The organism is Bacillus tequilensis KCTC 13622 (assembly GCF_000507145.1).
Lineage (GTDB): Bacteria > Bacillota > Bacilli > Bacillales > Bacillaceae > Bacillus > Bacillus tequilensis.
Map to the genome: position 1 here is coordinate 64,283 of NZ_AYTO01000034.1, position 22,852 is coordinate 87,134.

The following is a 22,852-nucleotide window of genomic DNA, read 5'->3' on the forward strand; positions in this document are numbered from 1 at the left end:
GAGAACGGTTACCTTGAAGAAACGTATTGCTCTATTGCCCGGAGACGGGATCGGCCCTGAAGTATTAGAATCAGCGACAGACGTGCTGAAAAGTGTTGCCGAACGCTTTAACCATGAATTCGATTTTGAATATGGCCTGATTGGAGGGGCGGCGATTGATGAACATAACAACCCCCTTCCGGAGGAAACGGTTGCAGCTTGTAAAAATGCGGACGCTATATTGCTTGGCGCTGTCGGCGGGCCGAAATGGGATCAAAATCCTTCCGAGCTGAGGCCGGAAAAAGGGCTGCTCAGCATCAGAAAACAGCTTGATTTGTTTGCGAATTTGCGGCCTGTGAAGGTGTTTGAAAGCCTTTCTGACGCGTCACCTTTGAAAAAAGAATATATAGATCATGTTGATTTCGTTATTGTCCGTGAGCTGACAGGAGGCCTGTATTTCGGCCAGCCGAGCAAACGCTATGTAAACACTGAAGGTGAGCAGGAAGCTGTAGACACACTGTTTTATAAGCGGACGGAAATAGAACGCGTGATCAGAGAGGGCTTTAAAATGGCGTCAGCCAGAAAAGGCAAAGTAACCTCTGTTGATAAAGCGAACGTTCTTGAATCAAGCCGGCTGTGGCGTGAAGTGGCTGAGGACGTTGCAAAAGAGTTTCCTGATGTGAAGCTGGAGCACATGCTTGTGGATAATGCGGCCATGCAGCTGATTTATGCACCGAATCAATTCGATGTCGTTGTGACTGAAAATATGTTTGGTGATATTTTAAGCGATGAAGCATCCATGCTGACAGGCTCACTCGGAATGCTCCCGTCAGCCAGCTTATCAAGCTCAGGCCTTCATCTGTTTGAGCCTGTTCATGGCTCCGCGCCTGACATAGCCGGTAAAGGGATGGCAAATCCGTTCGCGGCCATATTGTCAGCGGCAATGCTTTTGAGAACATCTTTCGGGCTTGAAGAGGAAGCAAAAGCTGTAGAAGATGCGGTTAACAAAGTCTTGATTTCCGGGAAAAGAACAAGAGACTTGGCACGAGGCGAAGAGTTCAGCAGCACTCAGGCCATTACAGAGGAAGTTAAGGCAGCGATCATGAGTAAAAATACTATTTCTAATGTGTGACGGCTACGTTAAAGCGGTCTTAGTTCATAGGTAGAGGGAGGAAGTAAAAGATGATGCCTCGAACGATCATCGAAAAGATTTGGGATCAGCATATTGTAAAACATGGTGAGGGAAAACCGGATCTTCTCTATATTGATTTGCATCTTATTCATGAGGTCACGTCTCCTCAGGCATTTGAAGGGTTGAGACAAAAGGGAAGAAAGGTCAGAAGGCCCCAAAACACATTTGCGACAATGGACCACAACATCCCAACCGTCAATCGTTTTGAGATAAAGGATGAAGTGGCGAAACGCCAAGTAACGGCGCTTGAACGAAACTGTGAAGAATTCGGCGTGCGCCTTGCCGATCTTCACAGTGTGGATCAAGGGATTGTCCATGTCGTCGGCCCTGAACTGGGCTTGACACTTCCGGGGAAAACGATTGTATGCGGCGACAGTCATACATCAACACATGGCGCTTTCGGCGCTCTTGCATTCGGAATCGGTACGAGTGAAGTTGAACATGTCCTTTCCACACAGACACTTTGGCAGCAGCGGCCGAAAACACTTGAAGTGCGCGTAGACGGAACGCTTCAAAAAGGGGTAACGGCAAAGGATGTCATTCTTGCTGTCATCGGCAAATACGGAGTGAAATTCGGCACTGGCTACGTCATTGAATATACTGGGGAAGTATTCAGAAATATGACGATGGACGAACGAATGACCGTATGCAACATGTCAATCGAAGCAGGGGCAAGAGCTGGTTTGATTGCACCTGATGAGGTGACATTTGAATATTGCAAAAACCGCAAGTACACGCCAAAAGGCGAAGAGTTTGATAAGGCTGTAGAGGAATGGAAGGCGCTGCGCACAGATCCGGGCGCTGTTTACGATAAATCTATCGTCCTTGACGGCAGCGACATTTCTCCGATGGTGACATGGGGCATCAATCCGGGAATGGTTCTTCCTGTTGATTCTGAAGTTCCTGCGCCGGAAAGCTTTTCCGCAGAAGATGACAAAAAAGAAGCCATTCGCGCTTATGAATATATGGGGCTGACCCCTCATCAGAAAATTGAAGACATTAAAGTGGAGCACGTATTTATCGGTTCCTGCACAAATTCTCGCATGACTGACCTTCGCCAGGCTGCCGATATGATCAAAGGGAAGAAGGTAGCTGACAGCGTAAGAGCCATCGTCGTTCCCGGATCTCAAAGCGTGAAGCTTCAGGCGGAAAAAGAAGGACTTGACCAGATTTTTCTGGAAGCTGGATTTGAATGGAGAGAGTCAGGCTGCAGCATGTGTTTAAGCATGAATAATGACGTTGTTCCTGAGGGAGAGCGCTGTGCGTCAACCTCTAACCGCAACTTCGAGGGCAGACAAGGAAAAGGGGCAAGAACACATCTCGTCAGCCCGGCAATGGCTGCAATGGCCGCCATTCACGGACACTTCATTGATGTCCGAAAGTTTTATCAGGAAAAAACAGTTGTGTAAGGAGTGCGCGAGATGGAACCTTTGAAAACACATACGGGGAAAGCGGCCGTATTAAATCGAATCAATGTTGACACAGACCAGATTATTCCTAAGCAATTTTTGAAAAGGATTGAAAGAACAGGCTACGGGCGTTTTGCATTCTTTGACTGGAGATATGATGCGAACGGTGAACCGAACCCTGAATTTGAATTGAACCAGCCGGCTTATCAAGGCGCTTCCATTTTAATAGCAGGAGAAAACTTCGGCTGCGGGTCATCACGTGAGCACGCTCCGTGGGCGCTAGATGATTATGGGTTTAAAATTATCATTGCGCCGTCCTTTGCTGATATTTTCCACCAGAACTGCTTTAAAAACGGTATGCTGCCGATCCGCATGCCATATGACAATTGGAAAAAACTTGTCAGCCAGTATGAAAACCAGGCATTGCAAATGACTGTAGATCTTGAAAACCAGCTGATCCATGACAGTGAAGGCAATCACATTTCATTTGAAGTTGATCCGCATTGGAAAGAGATGCTGACCAACGGCTATGATGAAATTTCATTAACCCTTTTACTTGAAGATGAAATCAAGCAATTTGAATCACAAAGAAGCTCATGGCTTCAATCCTAAAAAAGCGGCCGGCATTTGTCCGGCGGCTTTTTTGCCTTATGAAACCTTCATTTCTTGTGTTTGTTCACAGGTGTTGATACACTTGAACAAAATAAATGCCTGAAAGGAATATAGGTATGACGCATGACAAGAAGAACGCAAAAATTATTCCTTTTCCTCATTTGAAAGACCGCCTTGTGGAAAAAGGGATGTCATCACTAAAGGAAAAAAAGTATCAAGAAGCGCTGGAAATGTTTTCAGAAGCTATGAAATATGATGATACTGAATCTGATCTTCACTTAGGGATGGCTATCTGCTTTTTAGAGCTGGGCGAATTGGAAGAGGCAAAAAGCGTGTGCGAGAAGATGCTCAAAGAAGGCTATGGCCATTACTTTACCGTTTTGCAGGTGTACATGACCATCTTAATTCAGCTCAAAAAATACGAAGAAGTGAAAAGCACTATTGAAGCCGTTTTGGAAGAAAATCAACTGCCGGCAGAAAGCGCCGAGCAGTTTTATAAGCTGCTTGATTTCAGCCGGAAAATGACCGATCCGGAACGTGAGGACGAGGCGTGGGCCGAGGAATATGAGGATACAATTGATACTGAGAAAGTGCTGGCAAGCCCCGAGGAGCAAATGAATTTAATCCATTCCTTAAAAGACCGCAACGTAGCAAAGTATACAGGTCTGCTTAAAACAATCCTTCAAGATCCTTCGGCTCACCCAATTATCAAAACGATGATTGTGATGCTTTTGGCGGAGCACGAGTACAATAAGCCCGTGCACATTACTAAATTTGGCGAGTCTTTGACAATAGAACCGTCTGAGATTGTCCCGCCTGATGCTGCTCCGATTCTGCACCGTGTTCTCCGGGTGCTCGATGAGACGCTCGGAAATGAAAATCCGACCTTATATGCGGCAGTAGAAGAATTATGGAGAAGGCATTTGTACGTTTTATATCCGTTCCAGCCGAAATTGCTGTCAGCAGATCTATGGGCGGCTGCCCTGCATAAAGTCGGCTACGAGATGCATGGGATTGAAATTGAAAGAGAAGAACTTCATATGATGTATGAGTTTTCTGACAGAGAACTTGATGAAGCATGCACAATGATAAAAGATATTGAAGAAATTTCTTATTTGTAAATCGCGCCATATAGTTGAAAGCGCTATGTGTTATGTTATAATATAATGGTTGTATTTGTGTATAACGGGTTATAAGAAATACGGTTGGACAGGCTTTGCAGTTCATTATTAACAACTATACATAATGATTCTGATCTTTGGCAGCTTTGTTTTTGTTGGACGAAGCCGAATGATTGCTTTAGAATGGAAGACCGACACAACCTGAATAGATTTTTGGAGGGAAACACATGTCTGTAAAATGGGAAAAACAAGAAGGCAACGAAGGCGTTTTAACGGTTGAAGTTGATGCTGAAACGTTTAAAACAGCACTTGATGATGCATTTAAAAAAGTAGTTAAACAAGTTTCAATTCCTGGATTCCGTAAAGGTAAAATTCCTCGCGGATTATTCGAACAGCGCTTTGGCGTAGAAGCTCTTTACCAAGATGCTTTGGATATTCTTCTTCCTGTAGAATACCCTAAAGCGGTTGAAGAAGCTGGAATCGAGCCGGTAGACCGTCCTGAAATCGACGTTGAAAAAATCGAAAAAGGCGAAAGCTTAATCTTCACTGCGAAAGTAACAGTAAAACCTGAAGTGAAGCTTGGCGACTACAAAGGCTTAGGCATTGAAAAAGACGACACAGCTGTAACTGACGAAGATGTTCAAAACGAACTAAAAGCGCTTCAAGAGCGTCAAGCTGAGCTTGTTGTAAAAGAAGAAGGCGCAGTTGAAGAAGGGAACACAGTTGTTCTTGATTTCGAAGGATTCGTTGACGGCGAAGCATTCGAAGGCGGAAAAGCTGAGAACTACTCTCTAGAAGTAGGTTCTGGTTCATTCATCCCTGGCTTCGAAGAGCAATTAGTCGGCCTTGAAGCAGGTGCTGAGAAGGATGTTGAAGTGACATTCCCTGAAGAGTACCACGCTGAAGATCTTGCAGGCAAACCAGCTGTCTTCAAAGTGAAAATTCACGAAATCAAAGCGAAAGAGCTTCCGGAGCTTAACGATGAATTCGCTAAAGATATCGATGAAGAAGTGGAAACACTCGCTGAATTAACTGAGAAAACAAAGAAACGTTTAGAAGAAGCGAAAGAAAACGAAGCTGACGCTAAATTGCGTGAAGAGCTTGTTCTGAAAGCTTCTGAAAACGCTGAAATCGATGTTCCTCAAGCAATGGTTGACACTGAGCTTGACCGCATGCTGAAAGAATTCGAACAGCGTCTGCAAATGCAAGGCATGAACCTTGAGCTTTACACTCAATTCTCTGGCCAAGATGAAGCTGCGTTAAAAGAGCAAATGAAAGAAGATGCTGAAAAACGCGTAAAATCTAACCTGACTCTTGAGGCGATTGCGAAAGCTGAAAACCTTGAAGTATCAGACGAGGAAGTTGATGCTGAGCTGACTAAAATGGCTGAAGCATACAACATGCCTGTTGAAAATATTAAACAAGCCATCGGTTCTACTGACGCGATGAAGGAAGATTTAAAAGTTCGCAAAGCAATTGATTTTCTTGTAGAAAACCGTTAATATGGTGCATAATAATAGTAATAAAAAACAGGGCGCGAATCATTCGTGCCTTGTTTTGTACAATTATGATTTATCTCTTTTTCTTGGGGTAAGATAGTTAATGCAGGGCTTTTTTGTGTCATACATATAGAATGTGCAAGTCAGAAACACATCGTTACCGTCTTTTTGGAAAGTATGGTAAAATGCAATACATACTCGTTCGATTCAAGAATCATTTTCTTTTGCTCTGCCGGTAAAAGAAAAAGTGAGACAAGATTAAGGGGTGAAAGAATGTTTAAATTTAACGAGGAAAAAGGACAATTAAAATGCTCGTTCTGCGGAAAAACACAAGATCAGGTTCGTAAGCTTGTAGCTGGACCTGGTGTATATATATGTGACGAATGTATCGAACTCTGCACTGAAATTGTAGAGGAAGAACTCGGAACAGAAGAGGAAGTAGAATTTAAAGACGTACCGAAGCCTCAGGAAATACGTGAAATTCTGAATGAATATGTCATCGGCCAGGATCAAGCGAAGAAATCACTCGCTGTTGCTGTGTATAATCACTATAAGCGCATTAACTCTAACAGCAAAGTTGATGATGTTGAGCTTTCAAAAAGTAATATTTCATTAATCGGTCCTACAGGAAGCGGTAAAACCCTTCTGGCGCAAACATTGGCTCGCATTTTAAATGTGCCGTTTGCGATTGCAGACGCTACGTCTTTGACAGAAGCTGGTTACGTGGGTGAAGATGTAGAGAATATTCTCTTGAAGCTCATCCAAGCTGCTGATTATGATGTGGAAAAAGCCGAAAAAGGCATTATCTATATTGATGAGATCGATAAAGTGGCTAGAAAATCAGAAAACCCATCCATTACACGTGACGTGTCAGGTGAAGGTGTACAGCAGGCATTGCTTAAAATTCTTGAGGGAACAGTGGCAAGCGTGCCGCCTCAAGGAGGACGCAAGCATCCTCATCAAGAGTTCATTCAAATTGACACAACAAATATTTTGTTCATTTGCGGCGGTGCTTTCGATGGCATCGAGCAAATCATCAAACGCCGTTTAGGCCAAAAAGTAATTGGATTCGGTGCTGACAATAAAGCCGCTGACTTGGAGAAAGAAGATCTTCTTTCAAAAGTGCTTCCTGAAGACTTGCTCCGCTTCGGGTTAATTCCTGAATTTATCGGACGTCTTCCGGTTATTGCAAGCCTTGAAAAGCTTGATGAGGAAGCGTTGGTTGCGATCTTAACAAAACCGAAGAACGCTCTTGTGAAGCAATTCAAGAAAATGCTTGAGCTTGACAACGTTGAGCTTGAGTTCGAAGAAGAGGCGCTTTCTGAAATTGCTAAAAAAGCGATTGAACGCAAGACTGGAGCCCGCGGACTCCGTTCTATCATTGAAGGTATCATGCTTGATGTAATGTTTGAGCTGCCTTCCCGTGATGACATTGAAAAATGTGTGATTACAGGAGCAACTGTGACACACGGAGAGCCGCCTCGCCTCTTATTAAAAGACGGCACTGAGGTAAACCAAGACAAAACATCTGCATAAAGATAATCATAAACCTCCTGAGTGATGACATTCGGGAGGTTTTTTGTCGTGTAAACTCTTCCGGAAAAACGTTTATTCCCGTCTTCTGTGGGAGATACTAGCAATCAGAGGAATGAATTGGATACATAAATTGTTTTTCAGGAGGGACCATCATGAGTTGGACAGGGATTGCGTTATTTATTCAGCTGTTTTTTGGGATCATCATCGGTTTGTATTTTTGGAATTTGCTTAAAAATCAAAGGACACAAAAGGTCACGATAGATAAGGAATCAAAGAAGGAAATGGAGCAGCTTCGGAAAATGCGTGCTATCAGCTTGTCCGAGCCATTATCTGAAAAGGTCCGCCCTAAAAGTTTTCAAGATATCGTCGGACAGGAAGATGGCATAAAAGCATTAAAGGCGGCTTTGTGCGGGCCGAATCCACAGCATGTCATTGTCTATGGACCGCCGGGTGTCGGGAAAACAGCTGCAGCAAGGCTTGTGTTAGAGGAAGCGAAAAAACATAAACAATCGCCTTTTAAAGAGCAGGCTGTTTTTGTAGAACTTGATGCGACGACAGCTCGTTTTGATGAAAGAGGAATTGCCGATCCGCTCATCGGCTCTGTCCATGATCCCATATACCAAGGGGCCGGAGCGATGGGGCAGGCCGGGATTCCGCAGCCGAAGCAGGGAGCGGTTACCCATGCCCATGGGGGTGTGCTGTTTATTGATGAAATAGGGGAGCTGCATCCGATTCAAATGAATAAAATGCTGAAGGTGCTTGAGGATAGGAAAGTCTTTTTAGACAGTGCGTATTACAGTGAGGAAAACACACAAATTCCAAATCACATTCACGATATTTTTCAAAATGGGCTGCCGGCAGATTTTCGCCTCATTGGCGCAACAACAAGAATGCCGAATGAAATTCCCCCAGCTATCCGATCCCGCTGCTTAGAGGTATTTTTCCGTGAGCTTGAAAAGGATGAGCTCAAAACCGTTGCCAAAACAGCAGCGGATAAAATTGAAAAAAACATCTCTGAGGAAGGTCTGGATCTATTAACCAGTTATACGCGGAACGGGCGCGAGTCTGTTAATATGATTCAAATCGCCGCGGGGATGGCAGTAACGGAGAATCGGAAAGACATTACGATTGAGGATATTGAATGGGTCATTCATTCCAGCCAGCTTACTCCGAAGCACGAGCAGAAAATCGGTGCAGAACCACAAGTCGGCATTGTAAATGGGCTTGCAGTATATGGGCCTAACAGCGGGTCGCTTCTGGAAATCGAAGTGAGTGTTACCCCGGCTCAGGATAAAGGATCCATTAATATTACAGGAATTGCTGAAGAAGAAAGCATCGGCAGCCAATCAAAATCAATCCGGCGAAAAAGCATGGCGAAGGGTTCGGTTGAAAACGTATTAACGGTGCTCCGTACAATGGGGATGAAGCCGTCTGATTATGATATTCACATCAATTTCCCCGGAGGGATTCCGATTGACGGGCCGTCAGCAGGCATCGCGATGGCTGCTGGGATTTTCTCGGCGATACACAAAATCCCGATTGACAATACCGTTGCCATGACAGGCGAAATCAGCCTGAACGGACTTGTCAAACCTATTGGAGGCGTCATACCGAAAATAAAAGCAGCCAAACAATCCGGTGCGAAAAAAGTGATTATTCCATATGAAAATCAGCAGTCGATCTTAAAGCAGATTGACGGAATCACGATTGTCGCAGTGAAGACGTTCCAGGAAGTGCTTGATGAAATTTTAGTGAATCCGCCAACGGAACAAAAGCCATTTCAGATTGAGATCAATAAAGAATCCGTTTAAGCCCTATTTTAATAATAGGGTTTTTTTCATGCAGGACATCTTTTCCTTTTTCATATCAGAAAGAAAGGGTATACTACGAGGAGACTGTTTTATAGAAAATGGAACCATGCCGTTTATTGTACAAGGATGAAAAAGTTGTATTATAATGGTTCATACTAAAGTCACGGAGGTGTCAGTTACATGGCAGAAGAATTAAAACGCAGCATCCCGCTCCTCCCTTTAAGAGGTTTATTAGTGTACCCGACGATGGTTTTGCACTTAGATGTAGGACGTGACAAGTCGGTTCAGGCACTTGAACAGGCCATGATGCATGATCATATGATATTTTTAGCCACTCAGCAGGATATTTCGATAGACGAACCAGGTGAAGATGAGATTTTCACTGTCGGCACTTATACAAAAATTAAGCAAATGCTGAAGCTTCCGAACGGTACGATTCGTGTGTTGGTTGAGGGTCTCAAACGCGCCCAAATCGTCAAATATAATGAGCATGAGGATTACACGTCGGTCGACATTCAGCTGATTCATGAAGATGAATCGAAAGATACAGAAGACGAAGCCTTGATGCGGACTTTGTTAGACCACTTTGATCAGTACATAAAAATTTCTAAAAAAATCTCGGCTGAAACGTACGCCGCGGTTACTGATATCGAAGAGCCAGGGAGAATGGCAGATATCGTTGCTTCCCATCTGCCTCTAAAACTAAAGGACAAGCAGGATATTTTAGAAACGGCTGACGTCAAAGACAGGCTGAACAAGGTTATTGATTTTATTAATAATGAAAAAGAAGTGCTGGAGATTGAGAAAAAAATCGGCCAGCGCGTCAAACGTTCGATGGAGCGTACGCAGAAGGAATACTACTTGCGTGAACAGATGAAGGCGATCCAAAAAGAGCTTGGCGATAAAGAAGGCAAAACAGGCGAAGTACAGACGCTGACGGAAAAAATCGAAGAAGCGGGCATGCCTGACCATGTGAAGGAAACCGCGCTTAAGGAATTGAACAGGTATGAAAAAATCCCGTCAAGTTCCGCGGAAAGCTCCGTGATTCGCAACTATATCGACTGGCTGACTGCTCTTCCATGGACGGATGAGACAGATGATAAGCTTGATTTGAAGGAAGCAGGACGTCTTTTGAACGAAGAGCATCACGGACTGGAAAAAGTAAAAGAGCGTATTTTAGAATATTTGGCCGTCCAAAAGCTGACAAAATCTTTGAAAGGCCCTATTCTCTGCTTGGCAGGACCTCCAGGTGTCGGGAAAACGTCTTTAGCCAAATCAATCGCAAAGAGCTTAGGGCGGAAATTCGTCAGAATCTCACTCGGCGGAGTGCGTGACGAATCAGAGATCCGCGGACACAGACGGACCTATGTCGGAGCCATGCCCGGACGCATTATTCAAGGCATGAAAAAAGCCGGCAAGCTGAATCCGGTCTTCTTATTGGACGAAATCGATAAAATGTCATCAGACTTTAGGGGTGACCCGTCATCTGCTATGCTTGAAGTGCTTGATCCTGAGCAAAACAGCACCTTCAGTGATCACTATATTGAAGAAACCTTTGATTTATCAAAAGTGCTGTTTATCGCAACAGCAAACAATTTGGCAACGATTCCGGGTCCGCTCAGAGACAGAATGGAAATTATTAATATTGCGGGTTACACAGAAATAGAAAAACTCGAAATTGTAAAAGACCACCTGCTTCCGAAGCAAATCAAGGAACACGGGCTGAAGAAAAGCAGCCTGCAGCTGCGTGATCAGGCGATTCTGGACATAATCCGCTACTACACGAGAGAAGCGGGTGTGAGAAGCCTTGAACGCCAGCTTGCCGCGATTTGCCGTAAGGCGGCAAAAGCCATTGTCGCTGAAGAGCGAAAACGGATTACGGTTACTGAGAAGAACCTTCAAGACTTTATTGGAAAGCGCATATTCAGATACGGACAAGCCGAAACAGAAGATCAAGTTGGCGTAGTGACAGGGCTTGCCTATACAACCGTCGGCGGAGATACGCTGTCGATTGAAGTATCGCTTTCACCGGGGAAAGGAAAATTGATCCTGACAGGAAAGCTCGGAGATGTCATGAGAGAGTCGGCCCAAGCTGCATTCAGCTATGTGCGTTCAAAAACAGAAGAACTAGGCATTGAACCTGACTTTCATGAGAAGTATGATATTCATATACATGTACCTGAGGGTGCGGTGCCTAAAGATGGTCCATCAGCCGGTATCACGATGGCGACAGCGCTCGTTTCTGCTTTAACGGGACGTGCGGTTTCGCGTGAGGTCGGCATGACTGGGGAAATCACGCTTCGCGGACGCGTGCTGCCGATCGGCGGATTGAAGGAAAAAGCGCTTGGCGCGCATAGAGCGGGATTAACGACCATTATTGCGCCTAAAGAGAATGAAAAAGATATAGAGGATATTCCAGAAAGCGTCAGAGAGGGGCTGACATTTATATTGGCGTCCCACTTAGACGAAGTTTTGGAACATGCCTTGGTAGGAGAGAAAAAATGAAAGTCACAAAGTCAGAAATCGTGATCAGTGCAGTTAAGCCGGAACAGTACCCTGAGGGCGGGCTTCCGGAAATTGCATTGGCCGGAAGATCGAATGTGGGAAAGTCATCTTTTATCAATTCATTAATCAATCGCAAAAATCTTGCGAGAACATCATCAAAACCGGGAAAAACACAAACGCTCAATTTCTACATTATCAATGATGAGCTTCATTTTGTAGATGTGCCGGGTTATGGTTTTGCCAAAGTGTCAAAGTCAGAGCGTGAAGCATGGGGCAGAATGATTGAAACCTACATCACGACACGCGAGGAATTGAAAGCGGTGGTGCAGATCGTTGACTTGCGGCATGCGCCGTCTAATGATGATGTGCAGATGTATGAATTCTTAAAGCATTACGGCATTCCTGTTATTATTATCGCTACAAAAGCGGATAAGATCCCAAAAGGAAAATGGGACAAACACGCAAAGGTTGTCCGACAGACATTAAATATTGATCCGGAAGACGAGCTGATTCTCTTCTCCTCTGAAACGAAAAAGGGGAAAGATGAAGCTTGGGGAGCGATCAAAAAAATGATAAACCGGTAGAGAGTACTCTCTGCCGGTTTTATTTATCGTATAGATTTTTTCCGTTTTATCAATAATAACAATAAACTGATCCCGATAAAGACAAACGGCCAATACTCTTTTAGAAGCGCTGTCGGAATATGCGCGGATTCAAGCCACGCCATAATTTGTTTAAAAAAGTACAAAAACAGGGAAAAACAAATCATCGACACAGCTTCATATACATATTCTTTTTTCTGAACGGTTGAAACCAAGAGCGAGAAACCGATCATAAAAAGGAGCATTTCAAAATCATCCGGCCACCATGTCCATCTCGGCTTTGCGAAAAAGTGCAAACCGATTCCAAAAAGAAGCAGGCCGATAAAAAAGTGGGGTGTGACGGCTTCTTTTTTTCCTTGATAGATAAAGGCTGCGCCTAACAGCATGAGGAGAACAGGCCATTGGTCCTGTCCTGAAAACAGTTCGGCTTGGCCGCTTTCAAGCCAAGCATATACTGAAGCGGCAAGCAGCAGACAAGGGAATAAAATGGATTTTTGTTTCATGCATATCACCTTCTTGTTTTTTAGAGCTGATGTGTAGTAAATTTCTGCTGTTTTTGGTATTGTCAATAGGTATGCTTCTTTTCCATGAAGCTTTTTCTAATATAGCATAAGAATTTTAAAATCTGTTCACATTTTGTGAAAGAATGTATGTTATAATTATTATAAATAATGAGTTCTATGTTAGAATGATTATAAATAAAGATTGGGTGTTGGGGGTGTAATTAGGGCTATGCATATACTTGTTGTGGGAGTAGATTATAAATCCGCCCCTATTGAGATACGTGAAAAGGTAAGCTTTCAGCCGAATGAGCTGGCAGAAGCGATGGTGAAATTGAAAGAAGAGAAAAGCATTCTTGAAAACATCATCGTCTCAACCTGCAACCGTACTGAAATTTATGCGGTAGTCGACCAGCTTCATACCGGCCGTTATTATATAAAGAGATTTTTAGCTGATTGGTTTCAATTAAGCAAAGAAGAGCTGTCGCCTTTCTTAACATTTTACGAAAGCGACGCGGCTTTTGAGCATTTATTCCGTGTCGCCTGCGGACTTGATTCTATGGTGATTGGCGAAACGCAGATTCTCGGTCAGGTACGAGACAGCTTTAAAACAGCTCAGCAAGAAAAAACGATCGGGACTATTTTTAATGAGCTGTTTAAGCAGGCCGTTACAGTGGGCAAACGAACTCATGCCGAAACAGACATTGGCTCAAATGCAGTATCAGTAAGCTATGCCGCAGTTGAACTTGCTAAAAAAATCTTCGGAAACCTTTCAAGCAAGCACATCTTGATTCTCGGTGCGGGAAAAATGGGCGAGCTTGCAGCGGAAAACCTGCACGGACAGGGAATTGGCAAGGTCACTGTCATTAACCGAACATACTTGAAAGCGAAAGAGCTTGCAGACCGTTTCTCCGGTGAAGCGAGAAGCTTGAATCAGCTTGAAAGTGCGCTTGCGGAGGCCGATATTTTAATCAGTTCAACCGGTGCAAGTGATTTTGTTGTGTCCAAAGAGATGATGGAAAACGCGAATAAGCTTCGCAAGGGACGTCCGTTGTTTATGGTGGACATTGCCGTGCCTCGAGATCTTGATCCGGCGCTGAATGACCTTGAAGGTGTTTTTCTTTATGACATCGATGATCTGGAAGGCATTGTAGAAGCGAACATGAAAGAGCGCAGAGAAACCGCTGAAAAAGTTGAACTGTTAATTGAAGAAACCATTGTGGAGTTTAAACAATGGCTGAATACACTTGGTGTTGTGCCGGTGATTTCCGCATTGCGGGAAAAGGCGCTTGCCATCCAGTCAGAAACGATGGAAAGCATCGAGCGGAAGCTGCCTCACTTGAGCACAAGAGAGAAAAAGCTACTGAATAAACACACTAAAAGCATCATTAACCAAATGCTGCGCGATCCGATATTAAAGGTGAAAGAGCTTGCGGCAGATGCTGATTCTGAAGAAAAATTGGCATTGTTTATGCAGATTTTTGATATTGAAGAAGCTGCCGGCCGTCAAATGATGAGAACAGTTGAAAGCAGCCAAAAGGTCCATTCTTTTAAGAAGGCTGAATCAAAAGCGGGCTTTGCCCCACTTGTAAGTGAGTGAAAGCTGAATGATTGATACTGCAATGGCAAGACTTAATGAGGGGACAATCGTCATTTACGCATTAAGTGTACTCTTTTATTTTATAGATTTTCTTCAACACAACCGGAAGGCTGGAAAAATGGCCTTCTGGTTGCTTTCTATTGTCTGGACTCTGCAAACCGTGTATTTGGCCTATTTTATGTGGGTGACGGGACGGTTTCCGGTATTAAATGTGACGGAGGCGCTTTATTTTTATGCTTGGGTGCTTGTCACGCTGTCACTTGTACTGACAAAGCTGTTACGCGTGGACTTTATCGTGTTTTTTACAAATGTAATAGGATTTTCTATGATTGCCATTCACACATTTTCACCGACAGAGCAGCAGTCAGCTGCTTTTTCCGGGCAGCTTGTATCTGAGCTTTTGGTGATTCATATCACAATGGCGATTCTTTCATACGGCGCTTTTTCCCTTTCTTTCGTTTTTTCTGTGCTATATATGTTTCAATATCGTCTGCTGAAAAAGAAAAAATGGGGAAAATGGCTGTTGAGAATAGAAGATTTGTCTAAGCTTGATCATATGGCCTATGTTCTGAATGTCATCGGGGTTCCGATGCTGTTGCTGAGTTTGATTCTCGGCGTCATTTGGGCGTATGTCTCACTAGAAACGCTGTATTGGTTCGACGCCAAAGTGCTTGGTTCGTTTGTCGTCCTGCTGCTGTACAGCTATTATCTTTATATCAGGCTGATTAAAGAGCTGCAAGGAAAGATCGCTGCACTGTGGAATGCGGCTTGTTTTCTGGTGCTGATGATCAATTATTTCCTGCTTGGAAGCCTGTCGCAATTCCATTGGTTCAGTTAAATGATGTCCCAAGCAGATTCGGGAGGAAAGAAAACGATGAGAACAATAAAAGTAGGTTCCAGACGGAGCAAACTCGCTATGACTCAAACAAAATGGGTCATTCAAAAACTGAAGGAAATCAACCCTTCGCTTGCCTTTGAAATTAAAGAAATCGTGACAAAGGGTGATCGGATCGTCGATGTTACGCTCTCAAAAGTGGGCGGAAAAGGGCTGTTTGTCAAAGAGATTGAACAAGCGCTTTTAAACGAAGACATTGATATGGCGGTGCACAGCATGAAGGACATGCCTGCTGTTTTGCCTGAAGGTCTTGTGATCGGCTGTATTCCCGAACGGGAAGATCCGCGTGATGCCCTTATTTCAAAGGATCGCGTAAAACTTTCAGAAATGAAGGAAGGCGCTGTCATCGGCACAAGCAGTTTAAGAAGAAGCGCCCAGCTTTTGATCGAGCGTCCTGACATTACAATTAAATGGATCAGGGGTAATATAGATACGAGACTTCAAAAGCTGGAGACTGAGGATTATGACGCGATTATTTTAGCGGCTGCCGGACTTTCCAGAATGGGCTGGAAGCAGGACGTCGTAACCGAATTCCTCGAGCCTGAGCGCTGTTTGCCTGCTGTGGGCCAGGGCGCACTGGCGATTGAGTGCCGAGAATCGGATGAAGAGCTGTTGGCGTTATTTTCTCAGTTTACAGATGAATATACAAAACGGACCGTGTTGGCCGAACGTGCGTATTTAAACGCGATGGAGGGCGGCTGCCAGGTTCCGATCGCAGGCTACTCCGTGTTAAACGGGCAGGATGAAATTGAATTGACTGGGCTTGTCGCTTCTCCTGACGGCAAAATCATTTTTAAAGAAACTGTCACGGGAACTGATCCGGAGGAAGTCGGAAAGCGCTGTGCCGCTCTTATGGCTGACAAAGGAGCCAAAGCATTAATTGATCGTGTAAAACAGGAGCTTGATGAGGATGGAAAATGATTTTCCGCTGAAAGGAAAAACAGTGCTTGTCACCCGGAATAAGGCGCAGGCCGCATCGTTTCAGCGAAAAGTGGAGGCGCTTGGCGGCAAAGCCGTTTTGACCTCTTTAATTACGTTTCGCCCCGCTTTGCCGAATGATGCTGCAAAACAGGTGAAAGAGGATCTTGACGCGCCTGGCTGGCTTGTTTTTACAAGTGTAAACGGAGCAGACTTCTTTTTTTCTTATCTAAAGGAAAATCAGCTTATTTTTCCTGCGCATAAAAAAATTGCGGCTGTCGGTGAAAAAACCGCACACCGCTTGAAAATGCATAGCGTGTCGGTTGATGTGATGCCTAAGGAATATATCGCTGAACAATTGGCGGAGGCCCTTAAACAGCATGCTGAACCGGCGGAGCGGATTACTGTAATGAAAGGCAATTTGTCACGTGATGTGATGAAACAAGAGCTTGTCCCGCTCGGTTTTGATGTGAAGGAATGGGTTGTCTATGAAACGATTCCGGATGAAGAAGGCATCGAGGCACTGAAAGAGGCTGCGGGCCGATACTCATTTGACTATGTGACCTTTACGAGTTCATCAACCGTACATACGTTTATGCATGTCTTGGGAGAAGAATTGAAAAAGTGGCAGGCGAACAGAACGGCCTGTATCAGCATCGGACCTTTAACAAGAGACGCCCTGCTGTCATATGGCATCACTTCGTATACGCCTGATACATTTACAATAGATGGCATGCTTGAGTTAATGTCCAGCATGTCTAGAGAGGAAGAGAGAATATGAGTCAATCATTTAATAGACACCGCCGCCTGCGGTCATCAAAAGCAATGAGAGAGATGGTGAAGGAAACGCGTTTGCACCCATCCGATTTTATTTATCCGATTTTTGTTGTTGAAGGGCTGGAAGGCAAAAAATCTGTTCCGTCAATGCCTGATGTTTACCATGTATCATTAGATCTATTAAAGGATGAAGTGGAAGAGCTGGTCAGACTGGGCATTCAATCAGTCATCGTGTTCGGAATCCCGGAAGAAAAAGATGATTGCGGAACCCAGGCATATCATGATCACGGCATCGTTCAAAAAGCGATCACAGAAATTAAAAAACACTTCCCAGAGATGGTTGTTGTCGCTGATACATGCTTATGCGAATATACAGACCACGGCCATTGCGGACTAGTTAAAGACGGGATCATTCTCAATGATGAATCACTGGAGCTTTTGGCGCAGACAGCTGTCAGCCAAGCAAAAGCAGGTGCGGATATCATTGCGCCTTCTAACATGATGGACGGATTTGTTACAGCCATCAGAGAAGCCCTTGATAAAGAAGGATTTATCAATATTCCGATCATGTCTTACGCTGTGAAATATTCAAGTGAGTTTTACGGTCCGTTCCGTGATGCAGCAAACAGCACGCCGCAATTCGGAGACCGCAAAACATATCAGATGGACCCTGCTAACCGTATGGAGGCACTCCGCGAAGCACAATCAGATGTCGAGGAAGGCGCGGACTTTTTGATTGTCAAACCTTCACTTTCATATATGGATATCATGCGTGATGTGAAAAATGAATTTACTTTGCCGCTCGTCGCTTATAATGTAAGCGGAGAGTATTCTATGGTGAAAGCTGCAGCGCAGAACGGCTGGATCAAAGAAAAAGAAATTGTGCTAGAAATTTTGACAAGCATGAAGCGAGCAGGTGCCGACCTGATTATTACGTATCATGCCAAAGACGCAGCGAAATGGCTTGCGGAGTAATTTAATTCAGTTGACAGGAGTTGAGGCAGATGAGAAGCTATGAAAAATCAAAAGCGGCTTTTAAAGAAGCGCAAAAACTCATGCCGGGCGGTGTGAACAGTCCTGTTCGCGCCTTTAAGTCGGTAGACATGGACCCGATTTTTATGGAGCGCGGAAAAGGCTCCAAAATCTTTGATATTGACGGAAATGAATATATTGACTACGTCCTGTCATGGGGGCCTTTAATTTTAGGGCATACAAATGACCGCGTCGTAGAGAGCCTCAAAAAAGTGGCTGAATACGGCACAAGCTTCGGTGCTCCGACTGAAGTGGAAAATGAGCTGGCAAAGCTCGTCATTGATCGTGTGCCATCTGTAGAAATTGTACGAATGGTCAGCTCCGGTACAGAGGCTACAATGAGCGCTCTCCGTTTGGCGAGAGGCTATACGGGCCGCAACAAGATTTTAAAATTTGAGGGCTGCTACCACGGACACGGCGATTCACTCTTGATTAAAGCAGGTTCAGGTGTGGCCACTCTCGGTCTGCCTGACAGCCCTGGTGTGCCTGAAGGCATTGCGAAAAACACGATCACTGTTCCGTACAATGACTTAGAAAGTGTAAAGCTTGCTTTCCAGCAATTTGGTGAAGATATTGCGGGAGTCATTGTCGAGCCGGTTGCCGGAAATATGGGTGTTGTTCCGCCGCAAGAAGGCTTCCTGCAAGGTCTGCGTGATATTACTGAGCAATACGGCTCCCTCCTGATTTTTGATGAAGTAATGACAGGCTTCCGGGTCGATTATAATTGTGCTCAAGGCTATTTTGGCGTGACGCCTGATCTTACTTGTTTAGGAAAAGTGATCGGGGGCGGACTTCCTGTCGGCGCTTATGGCGGCAAGGCCGAAATCATGGAGCGGATTGCTCCGAGCGGTCCGATCTATCAGGCGGGTACATTGTCGGGCAATCCGCTTGCGATGACAGCTGGCTTAGAAACATTGAAGCAGCTGACACCTGAATCCTACAAGAATTTCATCAAAAAAGGCGACAGACTGGAAGAAGGCATTTCTAAAGCGGCCGAGGCTCACGGCATTCCGCATACCTTTAACCGTGCAGGTTCAATGATCGGTTTCTTCTTTACAAACGAACCTGTCATCAATTATGAAACAGCGAAATCATCTGATTTGAAGCTGTTTGCTAGCTACTATAAAGGGATGGCAAATGAAGGTGTATTCCTTCCGCCATCACAATTCGAAGGCCTTTTCCTTTCGACGGCCCATACTGATGAAGATATTGAAAACACAATCCAGGCAGCTGAGAAAGTATTCGCTGAGATCAGCCGCGGATAACAGAAAAAACCGGTATCGAGGAAATCCTTGTACCGGTTTTTTTCTGTGCTCTCCCACTCATATTTCCCTCAGTTCATACATACACCTTTAGTGACATCTAATTTTAAGGATTAGATGAAAGGAGGATATGAACTTGCCGCAAAATCATCGATTGCAATTTTCTGTGGAAGAAACGATCTGTTTCCAAAAAGGACAGGAAGTTTCTGAACTGCTTTCTATTTCATTAGATCCTGATATTAGGGTTCAGGAAGTAAATGATTATGTATCAATCAGAGGATCGCTTGAACTTACAGGTGAGTACAACATAGATCAAAACAAACATACCGAAGAGTTTTATACCGATAAGCGGTTTGTTGAAGAAGTCAGACAGAGAGAGGATGGAAGCGCGGAGCTGATTCACTGTTTTCCTGTGGATATTACCATCCCGAAAAATAAGGTGAGCCATTTACAGGATGTCTTCGTCTTTATTGACGCATTTGACTATCAATTAACCGATTCGCGAATTTTAACGATTCAGGCTGATTTAGCGATCGAAGGGCTTTTGGATGATACGGCAGTTAAAGAGCCGGAGATCCCTCTATATGAAGCTCCTGCGGCATTCAGAGAGGAAGAGCTTACAGAGCCGCCGATACAAAGTGCAGCAGAAACGGATGGACCTCCGGCAGAGGAAACACTTCAGCAGGATGAAACGCCAGAACTTTTTGTCTCAAAAGCCGTGCTTCGTGAAGAGCTGGAAACAGAAAAAGCAGAAGCGGGATCGCCGGAATCAGCTTCTTCAGAACCAGAGGCGAAATATGGTGCCGAGACGCCAGAGCTTGTGGTTCAGGAAGAAGAGAGCCGTGAAGAAACAGAAACGGAAGAAGCTTCAGAAATAGAGATTCAAGAGATTGTTAAGGCAGAAAAACAAACGCCAGAGCCGGCAGCTGCAATCGCAGATGTTCGTGGAGAGGCGGACACTCCAGCGGAGACAGAGCCTTGTGAACATTCTAGAGCAGAAGAATCGCCTTCTTTGGAAGCTGAGCTTGATGCAGAGACGATGAGTTCTGAAGAAACAGCAGAATCAGCAGCGTCTCCTATTCTTGAATACGCATCGCGTCAAGAGGGTCAATTGGAGCACGCTGAGCCTGCGCTCCGTCAAGAAGAGAAAGAAGCGGATCTTGAGCCCGTACTCCGTCAAGAAGAGGCAGGGGCAGCTCAATCGGAACAGGCCGATCCCGCGCTTCGCCAAGAAGCAGAAGATGCGATTGAAGCTCCGGAGCCTGTATCTGAGGCTGTTCTCTCCATAGATGAAAGCAGAGAGAAAAAAACAGTGTCAGCTGAGGACAATGAAGAAGCCGCTTTCCATTTTCATTTCGGTCAAAAAGCGAGCTTGGAGGAGGAACGACAACAAGAAGAATCGCCTGTGCCGGCATACCGTACTTTTCTGCCCGAACAAGAAGAGGAAGAGGAGGATTCTTTTTATTCAGCGCCTAAGCTGCTGGAAGAGGAAGAACGAGAGGAAGAAGGCTTTGAAATTGAAGTGAGAAAAATCCCGCCGGCTGAAGAACCTGAGGAAGAAACCCCTTTTCAACCCTTCCAGCTTCCTGATACCTCTGAGACTGAAAGGAAGGAAGCGGATGCTGTTTCCAAGGCTGAAAAGAAGGAACCTCAGACAAAAGAAAATGATAATTCTCTTTATTTAACAAAACTCTTTACGAGAGAAGAGGATGAGTTTTCGAGAATGAAAATATGCATTGTTCAGCAGGAAGATACGATCGAGCGTTTATGCGAGCGGTATGAAATCACATCCCAGCAGCTGATCAGAATGAATTCTTTAGCTTTGGATGATGAATTGAAAGCTGGCCAAATCCTTTATATTCCTCAAAATAAACACAGCCATGCGTAAGCCGTAAGCGATCGGAAAATGTGGTGAATGGAATGGAAGAGACCCAATCGGTTCTTCAGGAATACGGACTGACTGCTCAATTTATTGAGCCTGTCAGTCCGCTTGTGTGGAAAGTATATACAGACTACGGCGTATTTGCCTTGAAAAAATTGAAATCGGTTCGCGGCAAACAGTTTACAGATCATATGGTGGCGATTGAGGAAAAGGGTTTTCGTTCATTTGTTCCCGTTTACAGAACAAATAGCGGTGAGTTTTTCTCAGGAGGCTTGCAAACCGGAGATTCTTATTATTTAATGCCTTGGCTCCAATTTGACCAAGAGGAAGAACGGGATCAGAAACATGCTTATTTATTTAGAGAAACAGCCCGTCTTCACGAAAGAACCTCACAGGAAATAAAAGTAAGCCGCGATGATATTGAACGTTATTACGGACAAACGAAAAAACAGTGGGAACATGATAAAATATTCTATGAACAGTTTGTGGACAGAGCGGAGAAGGAGTGGTATCTTTCCCCTTTTGAACTTCAAGCTGCAACTTATTTTTCAGAAACCATTTCGGCGGTGAACTTTGCGCTGGAGCGGCTGGAGGACTGGTATGAGTCGGCAAAGGAAAAGAATGTCTCAAGGGTTGTGATGAACCACGGCAGTTTGTCTATACATCATTTTCTGTATAATGATACCGGGACCGGGTATTTCACAAACTTCGAAAGAGCGTCTGTCGGCCCGCCGCAAAACGACTTACTCGGCTTTTATACGAAAATGTTCAGAGGCTTTCCGAAAGCTTGTCCGGAATGCGTCGAATGGTTTTACGCGTACACGAAATCATTCCCCTTGCGTGAAGCGGAAGTCAGTCTTTTTCTCAGCTATATGGCATATCCGCAAGCCATATACAAGGTGTTGAACCGTTATCAAACCGAGAAAAGACAGCGTGAAAAAGATGAATGTACACAGCTATTAATGGCTTATTGGCAAATGAAAAATATAGAGCCGTTTGTGATGAAAATTCATCAGGTTGAACAAGAGAAAAAATCACAGGCTGAAAACGAGTCCACGTCTTAATGGCGCGGACTTGTTTGTTTATATCCAATCTAAATGAAGGGCGCAAGCAAAAAAAATTAGGATGGCGAGCAGCAAAACATCAAAGGTAGTCGGAAAGAAAATGGTTCTGATGCCTTGGAAAATCGTAATGGGGATAATGACTTGTGTGGATACAAGCCGAATTTGCCTGACCCACGGCGGCAGCGAATAAGAGCTGAAACGCTTCTTCACGGTGCATCCTCCTCTGCGCATTTACAAGCATCATATGTAAACTTGGGCAATAGGTGCCTGCCCATTTGCATAGAAAGGCGCGTTTTTGGAAAAGATGATTGACGAATCAAAAACACTTTTACTATAATAAAGAACATAAATAATGTATACAATGAGCTGATAAATACACCTGCTTAGAACGGGAAGAGTACAAAAAAGGCGCATGCAGAGAGAGAAGCCGCTTGCTGAAAGGCTTCTTATGTTGTCTGATTGGAAGGTCGCCCGGGAGCATAATTTCTTGAAAAATGAGTAGAGAAATTCGGGAAACACCCGTTATCCGTTGTAAGTGCATGAACTGATATAGAGTTCATGAAAAAAGGTGGTACCGCGAAAGAGCTTTTCGTCCTTTTACAGGGATGAAGAGCTTTTTTTTCGTTCTCAGCCATTTTTAAACATGCTGGAGGGTT

The 22,852-nt window shown here is 44.4% G+C and carries 19 protein-coding genes and 1 other annotated feature; of the genes, 17 read left to right on the plus strand and 2 right to left on the minus strand.

From position 1 onward, the window contains the following. The first annotated feature begins 13 nt into the window (after nt 1-13). The 9 genes from leuB to yihA all read left to right on the plus strand — a co-directional run bounded on the left by leuB (nt 14) and on the right by yihA (nt 12,248). Nucleotides 14-1,111: a 3-isopropylmalate dehydrogenase gene (leuB, locus tag V756_RS0111800; protein ID WP_024714830.1), complete on the plus strand. Its 1,098-nt coding sequence runs from the start codon at nt 14-16 to the stop codon at nt 1,109-1,111. A 50-nt stretch (nt 1,112-1,161) separates the two neighbouring features. Beyond that, nucleotides 1,162-2,580 carry a 3-isopropylmalate dehydratase large subunit gene (gene leuC, locus V756_RS0111805; RefSeq protein ID WP_024714831.1) on the plus strand — a complete coding sequence of 473 codons (1,419 nt, stop codon included), beginning with the start codon at nt 1,162-1,164 and terminating at the stop codon, nt 2,578-2,580. A gap of 12 nt (nt 2,581-2,592) precedes the next feature. After that, on the plus strand, nt 2,593-3,192 hold the full coding sequence (gene leuD / locus V756_RS0111810) for a 3-isopropylmalate dehydratase small subunit (RefSeq protein ID WP_024714832.1): 600 nt from the start codon (nt 2,593-2,595) through the stop codon (nt 3,190-3,192). Nucleotides 3,193-3,308: 116 nt separating this feature from the next. Continuing rightward, complete coding sequence (ddcA, locus tag V756_RS0111815) at nt 3,309-4,313, plus strand: DNA damage checkpoint antagonist DdcA (protein WP_024714833.1); 1,005 nt, start codon at nt 3,309-3,311, stop codon at nt 4,311-4,313. 227 nt (nt 4,314-4,540) lie between these two features. Next, nucleotides 4,541-5,815 (plus strand): trigger factor, encoded by a 1,275-nt coding sequence (tig, locus tag V756_RS0111820; RefSeq protein WP_024714834.1) that lies wholly within the window; start codon nt 4,541-4,543, stop codon nt 5,813-5,815. Nucleotides 5,816-6,085: 270 nt separating this feature from the next. Then, nucleotides 6,086-7,348 (plus strand): ATP-dependent protease ATP-binding subunit ClpX, encoded by a 1,263-nt coding sequence (gene clpX, locus V756_RS0111825; RefSeq protein ID WP_024714835.1) that lies wholly within the window; start codon nt 6,086-6,088, stop codon nt 7,346-7,348. A 152-nt stretch (nt 7,349-7,500) separates the two neighbouring features. After that, nucleotides 7,501-9,159, plus strand: coding sequence for an ATP-dependent protease LonB (gene lonB / locus V756_RS0111830; protein ID WP_024714836.1), 1,659 nt, complete (start codon nt 7,501-7,503; stop codon nt 9,157-9,159). Nucleotides 9,160-9,339: 180 nt separating this feature from the next. Beyond that, nucleotides 9,340-11,664: an endopeptidase La gene (gene lon / locus V756_RS0111835; protein ID WP_024714837.1), complete on the plus strand. Its 2,325-nt coding sequence runs from the start codon at nt 9,340-9,342 to the stop codon at nt 11,662-11,664. Then, complete coding sequence (gene yihA, locus V756_RS0111840; RefSeq protein ID WP_024714838.1) at nt 11,661-12,248, plus strand: ribosome biogenesis GTP-binding protein YihA/YsxC; 588 nt, start codon at nt 11,661-11,663, stop codon at nt 12,246-12,248. The genes lon and yihA overlap by 4 nt, the downstream gene beginning before the upstream one ends. 23 nt (nt 12,249-12,271) lie before the next feature. Here yihA and V756_RS0111845 read toward each other — a convergent pair whose 3' ends face one another. Further along, on the minus strand, nt 12,272-12,769 hold the full coding sequence (locus V756_RS0111845) for a hypothetical protein (protein ID WP_024714839.1): 498 nt from the start codon (nt 12,767-12,769) through the stop codon (nt 12,272-12,274). A 229-nt stretch (nt 12,770-12,998) separates the two neighbouring features. Between V756_RS0111845 and hemA the strand changes: the two genes are divergently transcribed. The 8 genes from hemA (at nt 12,999) to cotN (ending at nt 22,196) form a co-directional block, all read left to right on the plus strand. Next, on the plus strand, nt 12,999-14,366 hold the full coding sequence (gene hemA / locus V756_RS0111850; RefSeq protein ID WP_024714840.1) for a glutamyl-tRNA reductase: 1,368 nt from the start codon (nt 12,999-13,001) through the stop codon (nt 14,364-14,366). A 7-nt stretch (nt 14,367-14,373) separates the two neighbouring features. Continuing rightward, nucleotides 14,374-15,204 (plus strand): cytochrome c biogenesis protein, encoded by an 831-nt coding sequence (locus V756_RS0111855; RefSeq protein WP_024714841.1) that lies wholly within the window; start codon nt 14,374-14,376, stop codon nt 15,202-15,204. A 36-nt stretch (nt 15,205-15,240) separates the two neighbouring features. Further along, nucleotides 15,241-16,182 carry a hydroxymethylbilane synthase gene (hemC, locus tag V756_RS0111860; RefSeq protein ID WP_024714842.1) on the plus strand — a complete coding sequence of 314 codons (942 nt, stop codon included), beginning with the start codon at nt 15,241-15,243 and terminating at the stop codon, nt 16,180-16,182. Beyond that, complete coding sequence (gene hemD, locus V756_RS0111865; RefSeq protein WP_024714843.1) at nt 16,172-16,960, plus strand: uroporphyrinogen-III synthase; 789 nt, start codon at nt 16,172-16,174, stop codon at nt 16,958-16,960. Before hemC ends, hemD begins: the two co-directional genes overlap by 11 nt. Beyond that, nucleotides 16,957-17,931, plus strand: coding sequence for a porphobilinogen synthase (hemB, locus tag V756_RS0111870; protein ID WP_024714844.1), 975 nt, complete (start codon nt 16,957-16,959; stop codon nt 17,929-17,931). The genes hemD and hemB overlap by 4 nt, the downstream gene beginning before the upstream one ends. A gap of 29 nt (nt 17,932-17,960) precedes the next feature. After that, nucleotides 17,961-19,253 (plus strand): glutamate-1-semialdehyde 2,1-aminomutase, encoded by a 1,293-nt coding sequence (hemL, locus tag V756_RS0111875; RefSeq protein ID WP_024714845.1) that lies wholly within the window; start codon nt 17,961-17,963, stop codon nt 19,251-19,253. 133 nt (nt 19,254-19,386) lie between these two features. Beyond that, on the plus strand, nt 19,387-21,138 hold the full coding sequence (locus V756_RS0111880; RefSeq protein ID WP_024714846.1) for a LysM peptidoglycan-binding domain-containing protein: 1,752 nt from the start codon (nt 19,387-19,389) through the stop codon (nt 21,136-21,138). 32 nt (nt 21,139-21,170) lie between these two features. Next, nucleotides 21,171-22,196 (plus strand): spore coat protein CotN, encoded by a 1,026-nt coding sequence (gene cotN / locus V756_RS0111885; RefSeq protein WP_024714847.1) that lies wholly within the window; start codon nt 21,171-21,173, stop codon nt 22,194-22,196. 18 nt (nt 22,197-22,214) lie between these two features. On the opposite strand, the gene V756_RS0111890 is transcribed toward cotN, so the two are convergent. Then, the gene (locus tag V756_RS0111890; RefSeq protein ID WP_024714848.1) at nt 22,215-22,406 is read right to left on the minus strand and encodes a YszA family small membrane protein; all 192 of its coding nucleotides are present in this window, start codon (nt 22,404-22,406) and stop codon (nt 22,215-22,217) included. Nucleotides 22,407-22,571: 165 nt separating this feature from the next. Continuing rightward, nucleotides 22,572-22,796 (plus strand) — a binding site (T-box leader). Nucleotides 22,797-22,852: the final 56 nt, after the last annotated feature.